Source organism: Acidovorax sp. 106 (assembly GCF_003663825.1).
Classification (GTDB): Bacteria; Pseudomonadota; Gammaproteobacteria; order Burkholderiales; family Burkholderiaceae_C; genus Acidovorax.
On sequence record NZ_RCCC01000001.1, the window covers coordinates 965,153 to 986,378 of the forward strand.

At 65.8% G+C, this 21,226-nt stretch carries 14 protein-coding genes; 5 read left to right on the top strand and 9 right to left on the bottom strand.

Annotation, left to right across the window (positions count from 1 at the left end):
* Positions 1-24: 24 nt before the first annotated feature.
* On the bottom strand, positions 25-1,032 hold the full coding sequence (locus C8C98_RS04290; protein ID WP_121453274.1) for a sugar ABC transporter substrate-binding protein: 1,008 nt from the start codon (positions 1,030-1,032) through the stop codon (positions 25-27).
* A 247-nt stretch (positions 1,033-1,279) separates the two neighbouring features.
* On the opposite strand from C8C98_RS04290, the gene C8C98_RS04295 reads away from it, so the two are divergent.
* Positions 1,280-2,263 carry a PfkB family carbohydrate kinase gene (locus C8C98_RS04295; protein WP_233574449.1) on the top strand — a complete coding sequence of 328 codons (984 nt, stop codon included), beginning with the start codon at positions 1,280-1,282 and terminating at the stop codon, positions 2,261-2,263.
* Positions 2,264-2,298: 35 nt separating this feature from the next.
* On the opposite strand, the gene C8C98_RS04300 is transcribed toward C8C98_RS04295, so the two are convergent.
* From C8C98_RS04300 to C8C98_RS04310, 3 genes are all read right to left on the bottom strand, one after another.
* The gene (locus tag C8C98_RS04300; RefSeq protein WP_121453276.1) at positions 2,299-3,849 is read right to left on the bottom strand and encodes an NYN domain-containing protein; all 1,551 of its coding nucleotides are present in this window, start codon (positions 3,847-3,849) and stop codon (positions 2,299-2,301) included.
* Positions 3,850-3,942: 93 nt separating this feature from the next.
* Complete coding sequence (locus C8C98_RS04305; RefSeq protein ID WP_121453277.1) at positions 3,943-4,905, bottom strand: tripartite tricarboxylate transporter substrate binding protein; 963 nt, start codon at positions 4,903-4,905, stop codon at positions 3,943-3,945.
* Between the two features lie 289 nt (positions 4,906-5,194).
* Complete coding sequence (locus tag C8C98_RS04310) at positions 5,195-5,626, bottom strand: Lrp/AsnC family transcriptional regulator (RefSeq protein WP_121453278.1); 432 nt, start codon at positions 5,624-5,626, stop codon at positions 5,195-5,197.
* Between the two features lie 127 nt (positions 5,627-5,753).
* Here C8C98_RS04310 and C8C98_RS04315 point away from each other — a divergent pair, with 127 nt between their 5' ends.
* Both C8C98_RS04315 and ctlX read left to right on the top strand, forming a co-directional pair.
* Positions 5,754-6,812: an ornithine cyclodeaminase gene (locus C8C98_RS04315; RefSeq protein ID WP_121453279.1), complete on the top strand. Its 1,059-nt coding sequence runs from the start codon at positions 5,754-5,756 to the stop codon at positions 6,810-6,812.
* A 19-nt stretch (positions 6,813-6,831) separates the two neighbouring features.
* A complete protein-coding gene (ctlX, locus tag C8C98_RS04320) occupies positions 6,832-7,869 on the top strand; it encodes a citrulline utilization hydrolase CtlX (RefSeq protein ID WP_233574450.1) in 1,038 nt (345 codons plus the stop codon).
* A gap of 37 nt (positions 7,870-7,906) precedes the next feature.
* On the opposite strand, the gene C8C98_RS04325 is transcribed toward ctlX, so the two are convergent.
* The 4 genes from C8C98_RS04325 to uvrA all read right to left on the bottom strand — a co-directional run bounded on the left by C8C98_RS04325 (position 7,907) and on the right by uvrA (position 18,221).
* Positions 7,907-8,278 (bottom strand): hypothetical protein, encoded by a 372-nt coding sequence (locus tag C8C98_RS04325; protein WP_121456017.1) that lies wholly within the window; start codon positions 8,276-8,278, stop codon positions 7,907-7,909.
* Between the two features lie 473 nt (positions 8,279-8,751).
* Positions 8,752-11,580, bottom strand: coding sequence for a polysaccharide deacetylase family protein (locus tag C8C98_RS04330; RefSeq protein ID WP_121453280.1), 2,829 nt, complete (start codon positions 11,578-11,580; stop codon positions 8,752-8,754).
* A 107-nt stretch (positions 11,581-11,687) separates the two neighbouring features.
* On the bottom strand, positions 11,688-12,188 hold the full coding sequence (locus C8C98_RS04335; RefSeq protein ID WP_121453281.1) for a hypothetical protein: 501 nt from the start codon (positions 12,186-12,188) through the stop codon (positions 11,688-11,690).
* A 159-nt stretch (positions 12,189-12,347) separates the two neighbouring features.
* Entirely contained in the window at positions 12,348-18,221 is a 5,874-nt protein-coding gene (gene uvrA, locus C8C98_RS04340; RefSeq protein WP_121453282.1) for an excinuclease ABC subunit UvrA, read from the bottom strand.
* Between the two features lie 205 nt (positions 18,222-18,426).
* On the opposite strand from uvrA, the gene C8C98_RS04345 reads away from it, so the two are divergent.
* Positions 18,427-19,539: an ABC transporter substrate-binding protein gene (locus C8C98_RS04345; RefSeq protein ID WP_121456018.1), complete on the top strand. Its 1,113-nt coding sequence runs from the start codon at positions 18,427-18,429 to the stop codon at positions 19,537-19,539.
* A gap of 124 nt (positions 19,540-19,663) precedes the next feature.
* Entirely contained in the window at positions 19,664-20,782 is a 1,119-nt protein-coding gene (locus C8C98_RS04350) for an ABC transporter substrate-binding protein (protein ID WP_121453283.1), read from the top strand.
* A 135-nt stretch (positions 20,783-20,917) separates the two neighbouring features.
* Here C8C98_RS04350 and C8C98_RS21845 read toward each other — a convergent pair whose 3' ends face one another.
* Complete coding sequence (locus tag C8C98_RS21845) at positions 20,918-21,091, bottom strand: hypothetical protein (protein WP_199726546.1); 174 nt, start codon at positions 21,089-21,091, stop codon at positions 20,918-20,920.
* Between the last annotated feature and the right edge of the window lie 135 nt (positions 21,092-21,226).

Below are 21,226 nucleotides of genomic sequence, written 5' to 3' on the forward strand. Positions count from 1 at the left end.
GGTCAGCGACGAGGAGCCAAAAGCTTACTTCGCGCCCCAGCACAGGTCGGTGCCGGTCTTCACATCTTTGCTGTCCACGCCGGGCATCGGCTTGGCAGAGATCAACGTCACGCCGGTGTCGGTATAGCCGCTGACCTTCTTGCCGGTCTTGGCATGCTCCACGCCCGCCGCCACGCCCAGGGCGGCCATGCGCAGGGGGTATTGCTGGCTGGTCGCTGCGATCACGCCTTTGCCCACATCGGCAATGCCGGCGCAGCCGCCGTCCACCGACACGATGATCGCGTTCTTGTCCTTGCCGGCGGCCTTCAGTGCGTTATAGGCACCGGCGGCTGCGGGCTCGTTGATGGTGTAGACCAGATTGATGTCGGGGTTCTTCTGCAGGCAGTTCTCCATGGCGGTCTGGCCCTTGGCGCGGTCGCCAAAACTGTCGGCCATGCAGGCCACCTCGGCAGGGCGCGAGAGTTCGTTGCTCTTGGCATCGTTGGCCTGCAGGCCAAAGCCCTTCAAAAAGCCGTTGTGCCGCTGTGCGCCCACGGGGTGGCCGGGGTGTAGATCCAGCATCGCAATCACGGGCTTCTTGCCCGCCAGCGCGGCCTTGGCGTACTGGCCGATCAGCTCACCGGCCTTGTAGTTGTCGGTGGCAAACAGCGCATCGGTGGCGTCTGCCGGGTCGGTGGGGCTGTCCAGCGCAATCACCATCACGCCCTTGGCCTGTGCTTTCTTGATGGCGGGGACGATGGCCTTGGCGTCGCTGGGGGTGATGAGGATGGTCTTGGCGCCTGCGGCCATCAGGTTTTCCATGGCCGTGACCTGGCCCGCGTTGTCGCCGTCGGTCTTGCCTGCGGCAGACACCACCTTGGCGCCCAGCTTCTTGGCCTCGGCCGTTGCGCCCTCTTTCATCTTCACGAAGAAGGGGTTCGTCTCGGTCTTGGTGATCAGGCCGATCACGGGCTCGGCTGCCTGGGCCATGCCACAGGCCAAAGCGCCCGACAGAGCGATGGCAGAAAGTACAAAAGCGGGGGCACGTTGCATCACGGTTGTCTCCTGTGAATAGGCTGCAAACACCCGGTGGCGCGTCAGCTGCGGCCCCTCGGGTCAACCACCCTTGCCGGGTGGATGGGATGGAACTATAGTGCGCCACAACTTAATAAATCAAGTGGATTTACTTATGGTTTTCCCTAGCCAAACAGCGCCCCAAGCCGCAGGCCCAGCGCCCCAACCCAGCTCTGCAGCCCCCCCATCACACGGCCTGCCATTGCCGCCCCCAAGGCCGTCCCCCTTGCTGGTAGCCACGGCGGGCGAAGCACTGTTTGACCTGATCGAAGAACCCGATGGCCGCCTGCGCCCCTGCGCTGGCGGCGCGGTGTACAACCTGACGCGGGCGCTGGGTCTGCAAGGGATAGGCACGCTCTACCTGAACCCCCTGTCGAGCGACCTGCTGGGCAGGCAATTGGCCCAGGGGCTGCAGGCGGCGCAGGTCACGCTGGCTGCCCCGGCGCCCGTGCGCGAGCCCAGTGCGCTGGCCCTGGCTGCGCTGGATGCACAAGGCAAAGCCAGCTACAGCTTTTACCGCGACGGCGTGGCCGATCGGGCCGTGACAGCCGAGGCCCTGAACGCCGCCTGCGCAGCCCACCCCGGCTTGCAAGTCGTGGCCACTGGCTGCCTGGCATTGGTGGCGCAGGATGCCGCCGTCTACCAACCCTGGCTGACCGCCCAGCGCGCCGCTGGGCGCATGGTGGTGGTGGACGCGAACCTGCGCCTGTCGGCCGTGGACGATGCCCCCGCCTACCGTGCCAACGTGATGGCCGCGCTGCAGCAAGCCCACCTCATCAAGGTGAGCGACGACGATCTGGAGGCCCTGGGCACGCCGGGCGCCAACGCGCTGGAGCGCGCCCGCCACCTGCTGCAACACACGCCCGCGCAGTGGCTGGCACTGACGCTGGGGCCCGACGGTGCTTGGCTACTGCAGCGCGATGGCCTGGCGGCCCATGCCCGCGAGGCCGCACCGCTGGCAGTGGTGGACACCGTGGGTGCAGGCGACTGCTTTTTGGCGGGGCTGATCACCGCCCTGCTGGCGGGGCCTGAGCGCGGCGAAGAGGCCCTGGCCCTGCGCCCCTGTGGGCTCACCGCGCCCCTGGACGCAGCGCGGCTGCGCAGCGCGCTGCAGCATGCACTGGCCAGCGCCAGCCACTGTGTGGAACGAGCAGGCTGCACGCCCCCAAGTTACGACGAAGTGCGCGCACGATTGGCCGTGCGGGGCTGACAACCCCTCCGCACAACACCGCAGCGCTGCCCGATTTACTCTGCCGACTTGTCTGCTGGCTTGCGCGCCCGGCTGCGCGGGCGCGCTGGCGCTTTGGCAGGGGCTTGGGCCTGCGCCTCGGCAGGCGATGCAGCCTCAGCTGCGATAGGCTGGGCGGGCTGGGCAGCCCCTGCGGCCGCATTGGCCCCACCTGCGGTCTTTGCACTGCGCGCGCGCGGGGCTGCCGCCCTGCTGCCCGCTGCTGCGCCCTTGCCCGCACTGCTGCGCCCCTGGCCCCGAGGGCGGCTGGTCGCGGGTGCGACCTCATTGCCTTGGTCTGTCACCACAGCCTCCTGCGCTGCGGTCTGCTCATCCGCCGGGGTCACAGCGTGGGCCACCACATCGGTGGGCGGCACGGTCGACTCAGCAGCAACAGGCACTGCAGGCGTCGAGAAATAGCGGCTCACCGGACGGTCCATCGGGGACTCGGCCGCAGGCTGATGCGATGCAGCGTGCATGCCTTCATCACGCTCCGCCAAATCTTCTGAAGCAGCCTCTGCGCGGCCCTGAGCCTCGCCACGGCGACCACGCGACCGACCTGCGGCGCCGGGGGCATCACCGCCCCCCGCTGGCCGCTCTGGTGCCACCGCCACCGCATGAAAGTCATGCCGCGCGGGAACGCTGTGGTCAGCGCGTTCTGCCGCCGTATCCGGCTGCGCGGTCTGTCGCGGGTCCTGCCGCAAGTCCTGCCTCACGGAGGCGCCCCCTCCCGCGCCTTGGCCCAGGCTGCGAAACACATAGGCGCCCGATTTTTCATCGCGGCCAAACTCCAGCAGGCCCCGTGCCTGGGCTTCTTCCAGCAAGTTGCCAAAGGTGCGAAAGCCATAGCGCCCTTCGCTGAAATCAGGCTTGCGGCGCTTGATGGCCTCTTTGAGCACCGAGGCCCAGATCTTGCCGGTGTCACCCCGCTCAGACAGCAAGGCCTCAAAGGTCTCGGCCGCCAGTTCCACGCCCTGGGTGCGGCGTGCGTCCTGGCTTTCCTTGCGGCTACGTTCCTCCTCAGGGCTGCGACGCGGAGCGGGCGGCGGGTTGCTGCCGGGGTTCTGGCGGCGGGCCTGGGCACGCTGGTTCTCGCGCACCAGATCGTCGTAGAAGATGAATTCGTCGCAGTTGGCAATCAACAGGTCCGAGGTGGACTGCTTCACGCCCACACCGATCACTTGCTTGTTGTTCTCGCGCAGCTTGGACACGAGCGGCGAGAAATCCGAGTCGCCGCTGATGATGACGAAGGTGTTGACGTGCGACTTGGTGTAGCAGAGGTCCAGCGCATCGACCACCAGGCGAATGTCCGCCGAATTTTTACCCGACTGGCGCACATGCGGGATTTCGATCAGCTCGAAGTTGGCCTCGTGCATCGTGGCCTTGAAGCCCTTGTAGCGCTCCCAGTCGCAATAGGCTTTTTTGACCACGATAGAACCCTTGAGCAGCAGGCGCTCCAGGATGGGCTTGATGTCGAACTTTTCGTACTGCGCATCGCGCACGCCCAGCGCGACGTTTTCAAAGTCGCAAAACAGGGCCATGCTGATGCTGTCAGAGGGGGATGCCATAGGGGTGTGTCCAGTGAATGTCTGCACGCATCATCACACGGAACGCCCCCACAGCCCCCAGCTTCACGGCACAGCGGCCTGCCTGACGGCCCATCAGGAGGGCTTGGCCAGCCCCAGCTTGTCCACCAACGCCTTCTCCCGCGCAAAGGTGTCTTGCGCAAACTTCTGGTAGGCAGTGGTGCCCATGTACATCGGCACCATGTCGTAGCGGGCCAGCGCAGTCTTGTAGCTCTCTTGCTCCATGGCCTGTTTGAAGGCGTCGTGCAGGCGCTTGACCACGGCAGCGGGCGTGCCCTTGGGGGCGCCGATGCCAAACGGCGAGTTCTGCACCAGGTCCAGCCCCAGCTCCTTGAGCGTGGGGGCATCGGGGAACTTGGCCAGGCGCTCCGCCCCCCAGGTGTTGAGCACGCGCAGCTTGCCTGCCTCCACCTGCGGCGCAAAGCCGGTGGAGTCGGCAGCCGCCATGATCTGGCCGCCCAAGATGGACTGCATCAGGTCAGCACTGCCCTTGTAGGGCACGTGCAGCAGTTCGAGTCCGAGCTTCTGCGCAATCAACTCCATCGTGAGGTGCGGGCTGGTCATGGTGCCGGTGGAGCCATAGCTCAGCTTGCCGGGGTTGGCCTTGGCCCAGGCCACAAAGTGCGTCCAGGTCTTGAGCTGCGAGTCGGCAGGCACCACCAGGCCGAACGCATAGCCGGTGACGTTGAGCACGTAGCTGATGTCCTTGACCGGGTCCCAGTTGATCTTGGTGGTGTAGGGCAGGCGGAACACACCCAGCGGAATCTGCGCCACGGTGTAGCCATCAGCGGGCGCTGTCTGCAGTGCCTGGGCAGGCAAGGTGCCACCGGCGCCGGGCTTGTTCTCCACGATCACGGGCTGGCCCAGGATCTTGCTGGCGTTGTCGGCCAGCGACCGCATGGTGATGTCGGTGGGGCCACCTGCCGGAAAGGCGATTACCAGCTTGATGGGCTTGCTCGGGAAGCTCTGGGCCTGCGCCAAAAACGCCGGGGCGGCGAGGCTGGCGGCCCCCCATTGGATGATCTGGCGACGTTGCATGGCGAGGCTCCTGAGTGGCAGAAAAAGACTTGTCCATTGGAATGCAGGCACTGCCACAAGGGCATACGGAAACTCCCTAGACACTGTCGCTAATGTGGCACAACCCCTGCGTCGCTTCGCGCCTTCCCCCTTCTCTCGAATGGCTGTGCGGTTCGGCAAGGGGGACACCGCCAGCACCCGCAAGCGAAGCGCCGCACTGGCAGCTCGGCGGCCCTTGCGCGGCGGTCGCTGGCCTGCGCTGCGCCAGTTTGACGACCTATGGGCCGACGCACTTTGTCAACCTTGGGCCTCAGGCCTTGTAGGTGGACAGCAAGATGCTGGTCTCGGTGTTGGCGATGCCCGGGGTCAGGCGAATGCGCCCCAGCGCGGCGTCAAACGCTTCCAGGCTCTCAGACCGCACCTCGGCCACGATGTCCCAGCGCCCGTTGGTGGTGTGCAAGGTGCCCACGGCAGGCTCGCCGCGCAGGGCATGAATGACCTCGGGTGCGGCATTGCCTTCGACGGCGATGCTCATCCACGCCCGGATGCGTTGGGGCTCGGACTCCGGGCGCAGCCGCACCGTGTACCCGGTGATGACGCCACTGTCCTCCAGCTTGCGAAGGCGGTTCTGCACGGTGCCACGGGCAATGCGCAGCCTTTGCGCGAGGACAGCCACCGGGGTGCGGGCGTCGGCCCGCAGGATGCTCAGGATCTCGCGGTCGGTGTCATCGATTTTGAACATTTAGCCACCTCAATCAGACAAAACGCCAATTTACAGGACTATTTGAGCAGCTTGTGGGCTGTTCGCTGGCGCATGCCCTCCGGAAAATTCCCCTCAGCCCACCACAACGCTGAACTGGAGACACCCCATGACCCGCCTGATCGACCTGCCCACCATCGCCCAGTTGGTCCACGACATCACCCCCGCCCGCTTCATGACCGAGCTGGCAGAGCACCTGCAAAGCGACTACCTGCGCTGGCCCGACTTTGACAAAACCGCCCGCGTGGCCAGCCACAGCGCACGCGGTGTGATCGAGCTGATGCCCGTGGCCGACAGCGCCTTCTACAGCTTCAAGTACGTCAACGGCCACCCGGGCAACCCCAACCGGGCTACGGGAAGCCTGCCTACGGTGATGGCCTTCGGGGTGCTGTCCGAGGTGGCCACGGGCTACCCGCTGCTGGTGTCCGAGCTGACGCTGACCACCGCGCTGCGCACGGCCGCCACCTCGGCCATGGCGGCGCGCGCCCTGGCCCGCCCCGGTGCACGCCGCATGGCCCTCATAGGCAACGGCGCACAAAGCGAATTCCAGGCCCTGGCGTTCCATGCGCTGCTGGGGGTGGACGAGCTGAGGGTGTTCGACATCGACCCCGCTGCCACCGCCAAGCTGCAGCGCAACCTGGCCACGGTGCCCGGCCTGCGCGTGGTGCCAGCAGCATCGGTTGCCGAGGCGGTGCGGGGTGCCGACATCGTCACCACCATCACCGCCGACAAGGCCAATGCCACCATCCTCACGCCCAACATGATCGAGCCCGGCATGCACCTGAACGCCGTGGGCGGCGACTGCCCCGGCAAGACCGAGCTGCACGCCGATGTGCTGCGCGCCGCCCGCATTTTTGTGGAGTACGAGCCGCAAACCCGCATCGAAGGCGACATCCAACAACTGCCCGCTGACCACCCGGTGACGGAGCTGTGGCGCGTGCTCAGCGGCCAGGCGGCTGGACGCCAATCGGCGCAAGACGTGACAGTGTTCGACTCTGTGGGCTTTGCGCTGGAGGACTACTCGGCCCTGCGTTACGTGTACCAGCTGGCCACCGCCCGCCACCTGGGCACTGACGTGGAACTGGTGCCCACCGATGGGGACCCCAAGGACCTGTTCGGTCGCACCCGTGGCGACCGCCAGCGCGTGGCCCTGCGCCGCGTGGCGTGAATACCGACACAGCACCGCCATGACTGCGACGACATCCCCCGCCCTGCCCCAAGGCCAGCGCCCACGCCCTTCCATGCAAGCCCCAGCCGCTGTGGTGATGGTGCGCCCGCACCATTTCCATCCCAACCCCGAAACCGCCGCCGACAACGCCTACCAGCGCAGCAGCGGTGCACCGCTCACCGAGCTGGCACGCCGCGCCCATGCCGAGGTGACCGAGGCGGCCGCCCGCATCGCCCAGGCGGGCGTGCGCGTGCACCTGTTTGACGACACCGGCGCACCGGGGCAGCCCGGCACGCCCGACTCGGTGTTTCCCAACAACTGGTTCTCCACCCACGCGGGCGGGCATGTGGCGCTGTACCCCATGTACGCGCCCAGCCGCCGCCGCGAGCGGCGCCACGACATCATCGAGCGGCTCAAGGCCCAGTACCGCGTGCAAGAGGTGGTGGACTACTCCGGCCTGGAGCAGGACGGTGTGTTCCTCGAAGGCACAGGCGCCATGGTGCTCGACCACATCGGCCGCGTGGCTTACACCGCCCAGTCACACCGGGCCAACCCGGTGGCGCTGGAGCGCTTTTGCACCCACTTTCAGTACGAGCCCATGGTGTTTGCCACGGCCGATGCGGCAGGCCAGCCGTGCTACCACACCAACGTGATGCTGTGCATTGGCACCGGCTTTGCGATGGGCGGCTTTCACATGGTCAGCGACGCGGCACGGCGGCGCGAGGTGCAGGAGCGGCTGTGGGAGACCGGCCGCACCGTGATCGACCTGAGCCCGCAGCAGATCGCAGACTTTGCCGCCAACGCGCTGGAACTGCAGGGCACGGCGGGCCCCGTGCTCGCCCTGTCGGCGCGGGCAGCCGCCAGCTTCACGCCCGCACAGCGCCAAGCCGTGGAGCAGCACGCGACCCTGCTGCCCCTGGCGGTGCCCACCATTGAACTGGCCGGAGGCTCGGTGCGCTGCATGCTGGCAGGCATCCACCTGGCGCCACGGCTGGGCGCGCAGGCCACCCAGCCGTCCGCTGCAGAGCCTCAAGCCATATTGGCACCTAGCGCTTGATGGATAAGCGCTATCAGCTATCATTTAAATAGCAAAATCACACACCGGAAGACGGTGGCTGCGCCTGCAGTTGCGCATCGCACCCCACGCCCGAGGCAATCCACCGCCGCGCCAGGCGCGACAAGCCACGCACCACCCACGGGTGGCGCCAACCGGTCACGCTGGCCGGGTCGGCCACCATGCCGCACCAGTAGCGCTGTTCGGCATCGCTCCAGCGCAGGGCCACGCAGGCGCCATGGCGGCGGCGCGACACCAACACACCCAGCGGGCAGGGCTCAGCCAGGCAGCACAGCCCGCAGCCATTGCAGGGCGCGCCCTCGGGGGGCTTGGGCGGCGCGGCGGGGTGCAACCACACCACCTGCCAGGATGGGGGCGAAGGTTGGGAATCGGGCGCTTGCGGAGTCCCCATGTCACTCACTGCGCGCGGCGTGGGCACCCCACCATGGCACTGCGCTCTGCTCGCAACGGCAAGCAATGCAGGAAATGGCAGGGATGAGGGTGCAAAGACATGGATCAAAAGTGCGATGCTGGCCGGGGCAGAAGGAGCGCGCGTCCAGCAGAAGCCATCCTCTCATTGTGCGCAGGCACTTCAGCGTGGGCCGTTGATTGTGCATGCACCCGCCAAAAAAAATCCCGCTCGCCCAGAGGCTGGGGGAGCGGGATAAAAAGACCGGCCATAGAGGGGAGGGAGGAGAGAGCGACCGGTCCCAGGGGTAATCCCGTGCTGATAACCTGCATCACCGACCACGGGGGCCGTGGGATCAGCAGGTTGGGCACTGGGGCTATCGTAGGCACGGCGCCCCACCGGCCACCTCAGACAGCCGCCCACCTGCCTGTAGGACAGCGCCGGACACGGTGCCCGGTGCCCCAGCCCAGCTCCCTTCAGCGTTGCCCCAGGCGCTCACGCAGCTTGTCCGCAGTGGGGCCTTTGGGCGCCAGCTCCAGGTAGGTCGCGTAAGCCTTGTTGGCACGCTCGGCATCCCCCGCCTTTTCATGGGCTTCGCCCAGGTTCAGGTAGGCCACGGCGCGCGAGGGGTCCATGCGGATGGCGTTATCAAACCAGCGCGCCGCCTCCAAAAACTTGTCCTGGCGGTAGTAGATAAAGCCCAGGTTGTTGGCGGCCAGCGCAAAGTCGGGACGGAGCTTGAGGGCTTCGGTGAACTGGGCCTCGGCCTGCTCGTACTGCTTTTCGCGGTAGAGCTGCAGGCCCCGGTCGTTGGCGCGCTGTGCCAGCTGGCGGTGGGACAGCGTCACCGCCTGCGGGGGCGTGATCTTCTGGTCGTTGCCCTGCAAGTCCTTCACCACCACGGGCGCCACCACCTTGGGCACGGGGCCTGCGGTGCTAGGGGCGCCAGAAGCGGCAGACTGCGGCGCAGGCACGGCGGCAGGCTTGCCCGCATCGAGCTTGGTGTTCATGGCAATCGCCTCGCTGCCCAGTTGAGTGCTCTGCGCGCTCAAGAACTCGGTCTCGGTGGGTAGCTCAAACACGAAGTCGCCGCCTTCAGAGCCGGGCAGGCTGCCAAAGGCAGGCGTCTGGCTGGAGGCCGAGGCCACGGCAGGGGCCACATAAGCGGCCAGCTCGGTGGCGGTGATGATGCCGTCACCGTTCAAATCGCCCTTGCCGCCCAGGCCCTGCAGCAGCGCCCAAGTGAACACCGAATGCCCGTTGGGTCCGCCATCGGCCACCAGTTGGTCGGCGCCACCGGCCGTCAGCATCTGCCGCCCCACGCGCTTGGCGTTGTCGCGCAGGAAGTTGCCATTGCCGCCCCCGCGCGTCAGGCCCAGGCCGCTGTAGCAGGCGTCCATCACAAACAGCGTGTGCTTGGCGGTCACGCTCTCGGCAATGTTCTGCAGCTCGCTCATGGGAATGGCGTCGGTCGCAAACTGCTGCGGGTCGGAATCGACCGGGATGATGTAGCCCAGGTCGCGCCCCGAGGTGAGCTTGCGCGTGGCGCCGTGTCCGGCGAAGAAGACAAACAGGCGGTCGTTCTTCTGCATGCCGCCGTGGGCCAGCTTGTCGTGGAAGGCGGCCAAGATGTTGGTGCGCGTGGCTTCCTTGTTCTCCAGCGTGACGATGCGCTCGGCCGCAAAGCCGAACTTCTGGATGAGCGTCTCGCGCACCGAGCGCGCATCGCGCACGGCGTATTGCAGGCGCGGCCAGCGGGCGTATTCGTCAATGCCCACCACAATCGCCCACGACTGGCTGTAGCCGCCCGCCGCTGCTGCGGCCGGTGCCGCCGCAGCAGCGGAGGGCGCGCCCTTGGGCACCACAAAGGCTTTGCCATCCCAGGTGGCGAACTGGTAACCGTCGGCCACCAACTTGGACAGGATGCCTGGCAGCGCCTTCACGGTGCGCTCATGGATGTCGTGGAACAGGATGATGCCCCTGCCCTCTTTCTCCAGCGTCGACAGCACGCGCTGCGCAATCGATGCTGGCACCGGGTCGGCCCAGTCCAGCGAGTCCACGTTCCACATCACCGATCGCAGGTGCGCCGCGCTCAGGATGTCCATGCCCTCGGCGTTGCGCGCGCCGTACGGAAAGCGGAACAGCACGGAGCGGCGCTCGTCCACTGAGGTCAGCAGCTTGTCCGTCACCAGAATTTCATCGCGCAGCGCATCGCCACTGCGTTTGGACAACTGCGCATGCGTGAGGCTGTGGTTGGCCAGCACATGGCCTGCCGCCTGCAACTGCTTGCTGACCTGGGCCCGCGCATGCAGGTGTGGCTTGCCGTCGGCCCCCACGGTGCCCAGGTTGCTGCCCACCTGGAAGAAAACGCCCGGCACGTCGTACTGCTTGAGGATGGCCGCGATCTCGGGCGTGTAGGTGCCGTGTGGGCCGTCGTCAAAGGTCAGCACAATGGTCTTGGGCGGCAGGTCGCGGCCCGAGAACTCAGCGCTCTCAGTGCCCCCCACTGCATTCTTGGCCTTGCCTTTGCCCTTATCGTTGGCCGCTGCTGAGCCAACGGGCTCGGGGTATGGCAACACCACACCATGGTCGCGCAGGATGGCCTCGCGCGGGTACAGGCGCTGCAACTGGGCCACGTAGTCGTCCCAGCGCTCGCGCTTCAAGGTGATGCCCCGGCTTTCAAAACGCCCGAAGACCTCACGGATTTCTTTTTCGTAGTTGCGCTCGATCTCGGCCAGCGCATCCAGGTCTTCGCCAATGCGCTTGTGCAGCTTGATGGCAGGCAAGGTGCCATCGCGGGCCATGGTGGCCTGCCACTGGCGCAGCACCTCGCGAAACGCCAGCCGGTCGGCGTCAAACAGTTCCGGGTCGCTCTCCACATAGTCGAGCAGTGCGGGCAGCACCTGCAGGCGCGCACGCGGCGCGGCCAGCGGGCCTTCTTCCAGCAGCGCCACCAGCTCCTTGGCCTTGGCGATATTGGCGTGGAACAGCCCCATGCCCGCCTGGTTGGCGGCGGCCTTCTCGGCAGCGCCCAGCTTGGCCTCGTCGGCCAGCAGCACGATGATCTTGCGGTAGTTGGCCAGCACCTCGCGCAGCGGCGCCATGGCCTGATCGCGCTGCGCGCTGTCCGCCTCCCCTCGGCCCACGGCACTGGCCGGTGCAGGCTGCCCCACACCTCCGCCCAAGGGTTGCGCACCTGCCACATGCTGCTGAACCCCGCCAAACCAGATTCCTGCAGCCAAACCCGCCAGCACCACGCCAGCACCCACCACGGCCAGCCAAGGCTTCACTCGCTTCACCTGCATCCCGACTCCCTGAGATTGTTCTGACGCCGCAGATCCAGCTGCGGTCAAAACCCGAGTATCTCAGCCTTGCAGACCGGCCCCGCAGGCGCGCAGGGGCACGAGATCCGTCAACAACCTGCGGGTCGGTTGGTACGCATGGGCACAATGCCGCTGACACGCACGGTGGCCCCGGAGCCATCGGTGGCGGTGAGCACCTTGCGCGTCAGCTCCACACGGTCAAGGCTGCGAACCACCGCCGTGTCAATGGCCTCGCCGCTGGCGAACTCTCGCCCTGCAAAGGTGATGTACGCCACATAGAGCCCATCGGTGTTGCTGCGGTAGCGCAAATCACCGAACGCCGTGGCCGACGACCCCACCTTGTTGGCGCCATCAAAGCGGAAGGAGCACAGCTCTGGCGTAGAACCCACGGGGTTGAAGCGCTCCACGTCGGTCAAATTCAAGGCGCCATTGCCATAGACGCCACTCAAACCATCGACCGAGGATTCAGTCACCGTGAGCACCCCAGGCTCGTTGCTGGGCGTGGGGTCATCGTCGTTGCCGCCGCCGCAGGCGACCAGCAACACAGAGGCAGCAGCCATGGCTGTACAGGTTTTGATGAAGGAGTTCATGGTGGTGGATATCCTCGAAAGTGGATGGAAACAGGGACAAAGCCCCTGGAAACCATCGTAGGAACCCCACACCACAAAGCGCGTGCGCCATGTTCTGCGCTGCGCGTAGGACATCGGCCAGGACGCTTGTGCGCCCCTTCCAAAACGTGCAGCGCAGGCTCAGCGCGCCAGCACAGGCGCCAGCGCCTTCCCGGTGTGGGTGCCCGCAGCCACCACGTCCTCGGGTGTAGCCGCCGCGACGATGCGGCCACCGGCGTTGCCCCCTTCGGGGCCCAGGTCCAAGATCCAGTCGGCCTCGGCGATCACGTCGAGGTCGTGCTCGATCACGATCACGCTGTGGCCACCATCGACAAGACGGTGCAGCACGCGGATGAGCTTGTCCACATCGGCCATGTGCAGGCCCACCGTGGGCTCGTCCAGCACGTACAGCGTGTGCGGTGCCTTCTGGCCGCGTCGGCCCACCTCGTCACGTACCTTGGTCAGCTCGGTCACGAGCTTGATGCGCTGCGCCTCGCCACCGCTCAGGGTCGGCGAGGGCTGGCCCAGCGTGAGGTAGCCCAGGCCCACGTCCTGCAAGAGCTGCAGCGGGTGCGCAATGCTGGGCATGGTGGCGAAGAAGCCCACGGCCTCGTCCACCTCCATCTGCAGCACATCGCCGATGCTCTTGCCGCGCCAGGTCACGGCCAGCGTCTCAGGGTTGAAACGCGCACCGTGGCAGGTTTCGCAGGGCACCTTCACGTCGGGCAGAAAGCTCATCTCGATGGTGCGCACGCCCGCGCCTTCGCAGCTGGGGCAGCGGCCTTCGCCCGTGTTGAAGCTGAAGCGCCCGGCGGCATAGCCGCGTGCCTTGGCCTCCAGCGTTTCAGCAAACAGCTTGCGGATGGTGTCCCAAAAGCCGATGTAGGTCGCAGGGCAACTGCGCGGCGTTTTGCCAATCGGCGTCTGGTCCACTTCGAGCACGCGGTCGATGCTCTCGAAGCCCGACAGGCCTGTGCAACCGACCAGTGGCGGCGCCTTGCCCGCGTCCATGGCATCGCGCCCGGCCTTGGTACTGCGCTGCTGCACCCAGGTTTGCACGTTGGCCAGCAGCACATCGCGGGCCAGCGTGGACTTGCCCGAGCCGCTCACGCCCGTCACTGCGACCAAACGATGCAAAGGCACGGTGGCGGTCACGTTCTGCAGGTTGTGCAGTTGCGCGCCGTGGACCGTGAGCCAGCGCATCGCTGCGCGTTCCTTGGCTTCGGTCAACGCATCCGCCGCCAGCGATGCGGCCTGGGCTGCGCGCTTCTTGACGGCGGCGCTTTGCCGGCCGGTGGGGGCTGCGGCTTCGGCCCGCGCAAACGCGGCGGTGGCCTCTGCACTCACCTCGCTGGCCGCCATGCTGCGGCGCAGCTGCAGCGGGTGCTTCATGGCGTGCAGCAGGTAGCGGCCGGTTTGCGAATCTTCGGCGCCCGTGATGTCGGCCACGCTGCCCTGTGCCACCAGGCGCCCGCCGCGTTTACCGGCGCTCGGGCCAATGTCGATGATGTGGTCGGCGCGGCGGATGGTGTCTTCGTCGTGCTCCACCACCACCAGCGTGTTGCCCTTGTCGCCCAGCTTGTGCAGGGCGTTGAGCAAGATCTGGTTGTCGCGCGCATGCAGGCCGATGGTGGGCTCGTCGAGCACATAGCACACGCCCTGCAGGTTGCTGCCCAGCTGCGCGGCCAGGCGAATGCGCTGGGCCTCGCCGCCGCTGAGCGTGGGCGCGCCCCGGTCCAGCGTAAGGTAGCCCAGGCCCACTTCTTCCAGAAACTCCAGGCGGCTCTGGATCTCAGGCACCAGGTCGCGGGCGATGTCAGCCTCGCGCTGGGTCATGCCGCCTTCAATGCGCAGGGTCTCGATCCAGCGGCGCACGTCCGTCACCGACAGCGCGGCAATGTCGGTAATGCCGACGCCTGCAAACTTCACGGCGCGGGCCGTGGCGTTCAGGCGCGTGCCGCTGCAGGTGGGGCAGGCGGTGTCGGCCAGGTCTTCCACCTCGGGCTCGGCAAAGGTTTGCTCGCGGCCCTTTTCCTTGTCGTCCTGCACCGAATCGTCAAACACCTTGCGCTGGTCGCGGGTGAGCTTGACGCCCGTGCCCACGCAGTCGGGGCACCAGCCGTGCTTGCTGTTGTAGCTGAACAGCCGCGGGTCTAGCTCGGCATAGCTGGTAGCGCACACAGGGCAGGCGCGCTTGGTCGAAAACGCTTGCAGATGGCCAATACCCGCCGTGGCGGCACCGCTTTGCATGGCCTCCGCCAGTGTGCCGATGCTGCTGAGCACATGCACCACGCCCTTGCCGTGCGTGAGCGCGTCGGCCAGCGCGGTGCGCAGTTGTGCTTCGTTCTCGGGCGACACATCGAGGCTGGCCACGGGCAGCTCGATGGTGTGTTCCTTGAAGCGGTCGATGCGCGGGAAGTTGGTGGTGGGCAAGAAGTTGCCGTCCACGCGCAGGTGCGTGTAGCCCCTCGGGCGGGCCCAGTCGGCCAGCTCGGTGTACACGCCCTTGCGGTTCATCACCAGCGGCGCAAGCAGCCCGATGTGCTGGCCACGGAACTGGGTGAGCAGTTGGGCCGCGATGCTCTCGGGCGTTTGCGGCTGCACGGCGGCGCCGTCTTTGGTGCAGTGCTGCGTGCCCAACTTGACGTACAGCAGACGCAGAAAGTGCCACACCTCCGTCGTCGTGCCCACGGTGGACTTGCGCCCGCCGCGCGACAGGCGCTGCTCGATGGCGACAGTGGGCGGGATGCCGTAGACCGCATCCACCTCGGGTCGCCCGGCAGGCTGCACGATGCTGCGGGCATAGGCGTTGAGCGATTCCAGGTAACGGCGCTGGCCTTCGTTGAACAGGATGTCGAACGCCAGCGTGGACTTGCCCGAGCCGCTCACGCCTGTGACCACATTGAACTTTCCACGCGGGATGTCCACGCTCAGGTTCTTGAGGTTGTGCTCCTTGGCGTTGACAATTTCAATGGCATTTTTGGCCGCTGGCGCTTTATCCATAAGCGCAAGGCGCTCTGATTTTCGTAGCACCGCAGCTTTTTCGTGCACCGAGTGGCCGCCCACGCCTAGCGCCAGTTCGTAGTCGCGCAGTGCCTGTCCGGTGTGCGAGGTGGCATGCGCCCGCACGTCTTCGGGCGTGCCCTCGGCCACGATGAGGCCGCCCGCGTAGCCGCCTTCGGGGCCCAGGTCGATGAGCCAGTCGCTGGCGCGGATCACGTCCAGGTTGTGCTCGATGACGATGAGTGAATGCCCCGCATCGATGAGCTTGCGCAGCGCGCGCATGAGCTTGGCGATGTCGTCAAAGTGCAGGCCAGTGGTGGGCTCGTCGAACAGGAACAGCGTGCCCTTGCGCGCCACCGCCTGACGCGATTTGGAGGCAGTTTTGGCGGCCTCGGCCAGGAAGCCTGCGAGTTTGAGGCGTTGCGCCTCGCCGCCGCTCAGCGTAGGCACAGGCTGGCCCAGCGCCACGTATTCGAGCCCCACATCCACGATGGGCTGCAGGGCGCGGATCACGTCGCGGTCGCCCGCGAACAGGTCGGCTGCTTCGGCCACGGTGAGGGCCAGCACATCGGCCACGTTCAGCGCACGCCCTCCCCGCTCGATGGTGATCTCCAGAATCTCGGGCCGATAGCGCTTGCCGTCGCAATCGGGGCAGCGCAGGTACACGTCGCTCAAAAACTGCATCTCCACATGCTCGAAGCCCGAGCCGCCGCAGGTGGGGCAGCGCCCGTCGCCGCTGTTGAAGCTGAACTTGGCGGCGGTGTAGCTGCGCTGCTTGGACAGCGGCGCCACGGCGAACAGCTCGCGGATGCTATCCCACGCGCCCACGTAGCTCACAGGGTTGGAGCGGGCCGTCTTGCCGATGGGCGACTGGTCCACAAACACCACGTCAGACAGGTGGTCGGCGCCCAGCATGCGGTCGTGCGCGCCCGGCGCGTCGGTGGCCTTGCCGAAGTGGCGCAGCAGCGCGGGGGCCAGCACGTCCTGGATCAGGCTCGATTTGCCCGAGCCGCTGACGCCCGTCACGGTGACCAGGCGCTGCAGCGGGAACTCGACCGACACGTTCTGCAGGTTGTGCTCGCGCGCGCCTTCCAGGATGAGGCGCGGGGTCGATTCCGTCACCATGCGCTTAAAACCAAAGCCCACCTGCTTGCGCCCGCCGAGGTAAGCGCCCGTGAGCGTGTCGGCGTTGCGCAAATCGGCCGTGGTGCCATCGAACACGATCTGCCCACCCAGTCGTCCGGGGCCGGGACCCATGTCGATCATGCGGTCGGCCGCGAGCATCACGGCGGGGTCGTGCTCCACCACCACCAGCGTGTTGCCCGCATCGCGCAGGCGCAGCATGGCCTCGGTGATGCGGTGCATGTCGCGCGGGTGCAGGCCGATGCTGGGCTCGTCGAGCACAAACAGCGTGTTGACCAGGCTGGTTCCCAAAGCAGTGGTGAGATTGATGCGCTGCACCTCGCCGCCACTGAGCGTGCGGCTTTGCCGGTCTAGCGTGAGGTAGCCAATGCCCACGTCACACAGGTACTTGAGGCGCGTGGTGATCTCTTCATGCAGCAGTTTCAGCGCTTGCGCATCGCCACCCTTCGCGTCATCCCCAACGGGCAACTGCATGCGCGCAAAGAACGCGCGCAAGCGGTCGATGGGCAGCAGCATCAGGTCGTGCAGGCACAGGCCGGGCAACGCTTCCAGTTGCTCGCGGCTCCACTGCACTCCTTCGGGCAGGAAGCGCTTGCCGGGCTCCAGCACGGCATCCGCATCTTCCTTGCGGCCGATGCGCCAGAGCAGGCTTTCGGTCTTGAGGCGCGCACCGGCACAGGTGGGGCACGGCGTGTAGCTGCGGTACTTGGACAAGAGCACGCGGATGTGCATCTTGTAGGCCTTGCTTTCCAGGTATTCAAAAAAGCGCTTGATGCCGTACCACTGCTTGCTCCACTGCCCGTCTTTGTAGCCGGGCGCGCCGCCAATGACCCATTTCTTCTGGTCGTCGGTCAGCTTGTACCAGGGCGTGTCGCGCGGGATGCCCGCAGCCTCGGCGTGGCGCATGAGGTCGTCCTGCGCTTCTTTCCACGCGGGCGTCTGGATGGTCTTGATGGCACCCGCGCGCAGCGTGAGCTTGTCGTTGGGGATGACGAGGCCGTAGTCCACGCCGATCACGCGGCCAAAGCCCCGGCAGCTGTCGCACGCGCCCACGGCGGAGTTGAACGAGAAGGCGGAGGGGATGGGATCGCTGTAGCGCAGGTCGCTGTCGGGACAGTGCAGGCCGGTGGAGAAGCGCCAGAGTTCGGGCTCGCCCTCATCCACCAGCCGATAGACGTTCAAGCGCCCGGTGCCGCGTTTGAGCGCCACCTCGATGGCCTCGATCACCCGCACCTTTTCGGCATTGCCCAGGCGGAAACGGTCGGCCACCACATCCAGCACCTTGCGCGGGCCGGTGGGGGTGGCCACTTCGCGCTCGGCCTGCACCTTGGTGAAGCCGCTGGCAGACAGCCATTGCTCGACCTGCTCTGCGCTGGTGTTGGCGGGCAACTCGACCGGGAAGGTCAGCACCACACGTGGATCACCCGCTGCGGTACAGCGCGCGGCCAGCTCAGCGTAGATGGTCTCGGGCGTGTCGTGCCGCACGGGTTGCGCGGTCTGCTTGTCAAACAACTGCCCGGCGCGCGCAAACAGCAACTTCAGGTGGTCGTTCAACTCCGTCATCGTGCCCACGGTGGAGCGGCTGGAGCGCACCGGGTTGGTCTGGTCGATGGCAATGGCTGGGGGCACCCCTTCGACCTTGTCCACGGCAGGCTTGTCCATGCGGTCGAGGAACTGGCGGGCGTAGGCGCTGAAGGTCTCTACATAGCGGCGCTGGCCCTCGGCGTAGAGCGTGTCGAACACCAGGCTGGACTTGCCTGAGCCGCTGGGGCCTGTGACCACCGTGAGTTCGCCGGTGCGGATGTCCAGATCCAGGTTCTTGAGATTGTGCTGGCGTGCGCCACGGATACGGATCAGTCCCTGGGTCATGGATGCGGTCTTTCGGGTGTGAGGCGAAACATTCTAGGCACCCCCTGCTGACAACGCCTTGGCAGCAGTGGGAGACCCTATGGGCCTGTTCAAAGTCTTTTGGGATATTGCGTCGGCACAAATCTGTGCCTCGCGGAAAGGTGTCTTCTGCTTGTTACAAGAGTCCGCTACAGTGCTGGTAACAAAAAAACACAAGGAGATTGCCATGCACGCATGGAAAAAATGCTGGGCTGCCGCAGCCCTGTGTGCCACGCTGAGCAGCGCCAACGCCCAGCTCTTGATCGGACAAACCGCCGGTTTCACGGGCCAAGTGGCCGCAGGCGTCAAAGAAACCTCCGACGGTGCCAAGCTCTACATTGACACCGTGAACGCCAAGGGCGGCGTCAATGGACAAAAGATCGAGGTGGTGGCACTGGACGACAAATTTGACCCCAAGCTGGCCGCTGACAACGCGCGCAAGTTGATCGAAGAGAACAACGTGCTGGCGTTGTTTCTGAACCGGGGCACGCCGCACACCGAAGCCATCATTCCGCTGCTCGACAAGCACGGCGTGTCCTTGGTGGCACCCTCCACCGGCGCCATGGTGCTGCACCAACCCGTGCGCAAATATGTCTTCAATGTGCGCGCCACTTACCAGCGCGAGGCCGAAAAGGCCATGACCCACTTGGCCTCCATGGGTATCTCGCGCATTGGTGTGGTCTATGCAGATGACAGCTTTGGTGCCGATGGCTTGGCCGGGGCCCAAAAGGGCCTGGTCGCCGCCAAGATCACTCCCGTGCTGCAGGAGAAGTTTGACCGGGCCAAGCCTGAATTCCCCCCCATTGCAGCCAAGCTGGTCAAGGCCGATGCGCAAGCGGTCTTGATCATTGCGTCGGGTTCTGCCGTGGTGGATGCCAACAACGCCATTCGCACTGCGGGCTCTGCCGCGCAGATCGTGACGCTGTCGAACAATGCCTCGACGGGCTTTATCAAAAGCCTGGGGGCCAATGCGCGGGGCGTGATCGTGACCCAGGTCTACCCCAACGAGCGCGCGGTGACCTACCCCATGGTGAAGGAGGCGCAAGAGCTGGCACGTGCCAAGGGCCTGGGCGACATCAGCCCCGCCATGCTCGAAGGCTTTGCAGCGGCCAAGGTGCTGGTAGAAGGACTCAAGCGGGCAGGCCCCAAGCCTACGCGCGAGAAAGTGCAAGTGGCGCTGGAGAGCCTGCGCAAGTTCGACCTGGGCGGGCTGGAAGTCACCTACGGGCCCGACGACCACACAGGCCTGGACTTTGCCGACCTGTCCATCATCGGTACGGACGGAAAGTTCCGGCGTTGAACTGAGAGCCAGCCTGCGCGCAGGCTGGCGGCTTGCTGACAAGCCAAATCCCCATGGGCGATATGCGTCACCATTTGTAAATACACTGCGGACACCCGCAGGCAAAGCAAAGGAGACCTACCCCATGAAGCCATCTCATCCGTGGTTGCGCGCCAGCTTAGCGCTGGCGCTGCTGGCGTGGAGCAGTTGCCACGCCCAAATTCTGATCGGGCAGACGGTGGGTGTCACCGGCTCGGCAGCCGCCACCGTGCAAGAGGCGTCCCAAGGTGCCTCGCTGTACCTGGACCATGTCAACGCCAAGGGTGGCGTGGGCGGGCAGAAGATTGAGTTGCTGACGCTGGACGACAAATTCGACACCAAGCTGACGCTGGACAACGCACGCATACTCATCGAGCAAAAGGGTGTGCTGGGCCTGTTCATGACCCGGGGCACGCCTCACACGCAGGGCATCTTGCCCCTGCTGGAGCAGCATGGTGTGCCCTTGATTGGCCCATCGACGGGGGCCATTGCCCTGCACAAGCCCGTGCACAAATACGTGTTCAACGTGCGTGCGCCCTACCAGCACGAGGTGGAAAAGGCCATCTCCCACCTGAACACCTTGGGCATCAAGCGCATCGGCGTGGTCCACGTGGACGACACCTTCGGCTCAGACGCCCTCGCGGGCGCCATGTCGGGCTTCAAAGCCAACCAGCTGGAAGCCTTGTTTGTGGAGAAGTTTGACCGCACCAAACCGGACTTTGCGGCAATGGCACCACGCGTCGCGCAAAAGCAGCCCCAAGCTGTGGTGTTTGTGGGCACTGGGGCGGCTGTGGTCGATGGCATCAAGGCACTGCGCAGCGCGGGCGTTACCGGGCAGATCGTGACCTTGTCCAACAACGCCTCAGGCGGCTTTATCAAGGCGCTGGGCGACAGCGCAAGGGGGGTCGTGGTCACCCAGGTGCTGCCGTCAGAGCGTTCACTCAACTACCCGCTGGTCAAGGAAGCCATGGACTTGGCCAAAGCCAAGAACATTGCGGACCTCACCCCGGCCATGCTGGAGGGCTTTGTCAGCGCCAAGGTGATGGTCGAAGGCATCAAGCGCGCAGGCCCCAAGCCCGACCGGGCCAAGCTGCAGGCAGGGCTGGAGAGCATCAAAAAGCTGGACCTGGGCGGGCTGGAGCTGTCTTACAGCGCCACCGACCATTCAGGGCTGGATTTTGCGGACCTGGCCATCATTGGTGCCGACGGCAAATTCAAACGCTGACACAGCCCAGGCGGAATGCCACGCTAGGGCATGGCGCACTGCGCAATAAAAAGGCCCGCATCCGTCAAGGACGCGGGCCTTTTTATTGGGTGATCCGAGTGATGCGAGCAGCGCAGACTGCCCTACCTGGTTGCATCAAGGCGCACTGGCAGCCGGGGCGGGGGTGCTGGCGGCTGCAGCGGGCTCGGGAACGTGAACGGCATCAGCCCCGTGCTTTTCACCGCCCATGTCAGCCTTGTCCCCGGCCTTGATGATCACAAAAATCGACAGCGCCGCAAACAGAGCAAAACCAACGGCAATCTTCCACATACATATCTCCTGAGATGGGGTTGTTCAACGAAGAGGCCTCGGGCGGCGCACGACCACACAGATCGGTGGCACGGACACCCAAAGCCTCTTGATTCAACACAGGGCCTGCGTGCAGCAGGCCCTGTACTGAGCACA

Excerpts from the sequence above, each read along its gene's own strand:
- C8C98_RS04330 (WP_121453280.1), bottom strand. The coding sequence starts at position 11,580 with ATGCAGGTGAAGCGAGTGAAGCCTTGGCTGGCCGTGGTGGGTGCTGGC.
- C8C98_RS04325 (WP_121456017.1), bottom strand. The coding sequence starts at position 8,278 with ATGGGGACTCCGCAAGCGCCCGATTCCCAACCTTCGCCCCCATCCTGG.
- C8C98_RS21845 (WP_199726546.1), bottom strand. The coding sequence starts at position 21,091 with ATGTGGAAGATTGCCGTTGGTTTTGCTCTGTTTGCGGCGCTGTCGATT.
- uvrA (WP_121453282.1), bottom strand. The coding sequence starts at position 18,221 with ATGACCCAGGGACTGATCCGTATCCGTGGCGCACGCCAGCACAATCTC.
- C8C98_RS04350 (WP_121453283.1), top strand. The coding sequence starts at position 19,664 with ATGAAGCCATCTCATCCGTGGTTGCGCGCCAGCTTAGCGCTGGCGCTG.
- C8C98_RS04345 (WP_121456018.1), top strand. The coding sequence starts at position 18,427 with ATGCACGCATGGAAAAAATGCTGGGCTGCCGCAGCCCTGTGTGCCACG.
- C8C98_RS04315 (WP_121453279.1), top strand. The coding sequence starts at position 5,754 with ATGACCCGCCTGATCGACCTGCCCACCATCGCCCAGTTGGTCCACGAC.
- C8C98_RS04310 (WP_121453278.1), bottom strand. The coding sequence starts at position 5,626 with ATGTTCAAAATCGATGACACCGACCGCGAGATCCTGAGCATCCTGCGG.
- C8C98_RS04305 (WP_121453277.1), bottom strand. The coding sequence starts at position 4,905 with ATGCAACGTCGCCAGATCATCCAATGGGGGGCCGCCAGCCTCGCCGCC.
- C8C98_RS04335 (WP_121453281.1), bottom strand. The coding sequence starts at position 12,188 with ATGAACTCCTTCATCAAAACCTGTACAGCCATGGCTGCTGCCTCTGTG.
- C8C98_RS04290 (WP_121453274.1), bottom strand. The coding sequence starts at position 1,032 with ATGCAACGTGCCCCCGCTTTTGTACTTTCTGCCATCGCTCTGTCGGGC.
- C8C98_RS04300 (WP_121453276.1), bottom strand. The coding sequence starts at position 3,849 with ATGGCATCCCCCTCTGACAGCATCAGCATGGCCCTGTTTTGCGACTTT.
- ctlX (WP_233574450.1), top strand. The coding sequence starts at position 6,832 with ATGACTGCGACGACATCCCCCGCCCTGCCCCAAGGCCAGCGCCCACGC.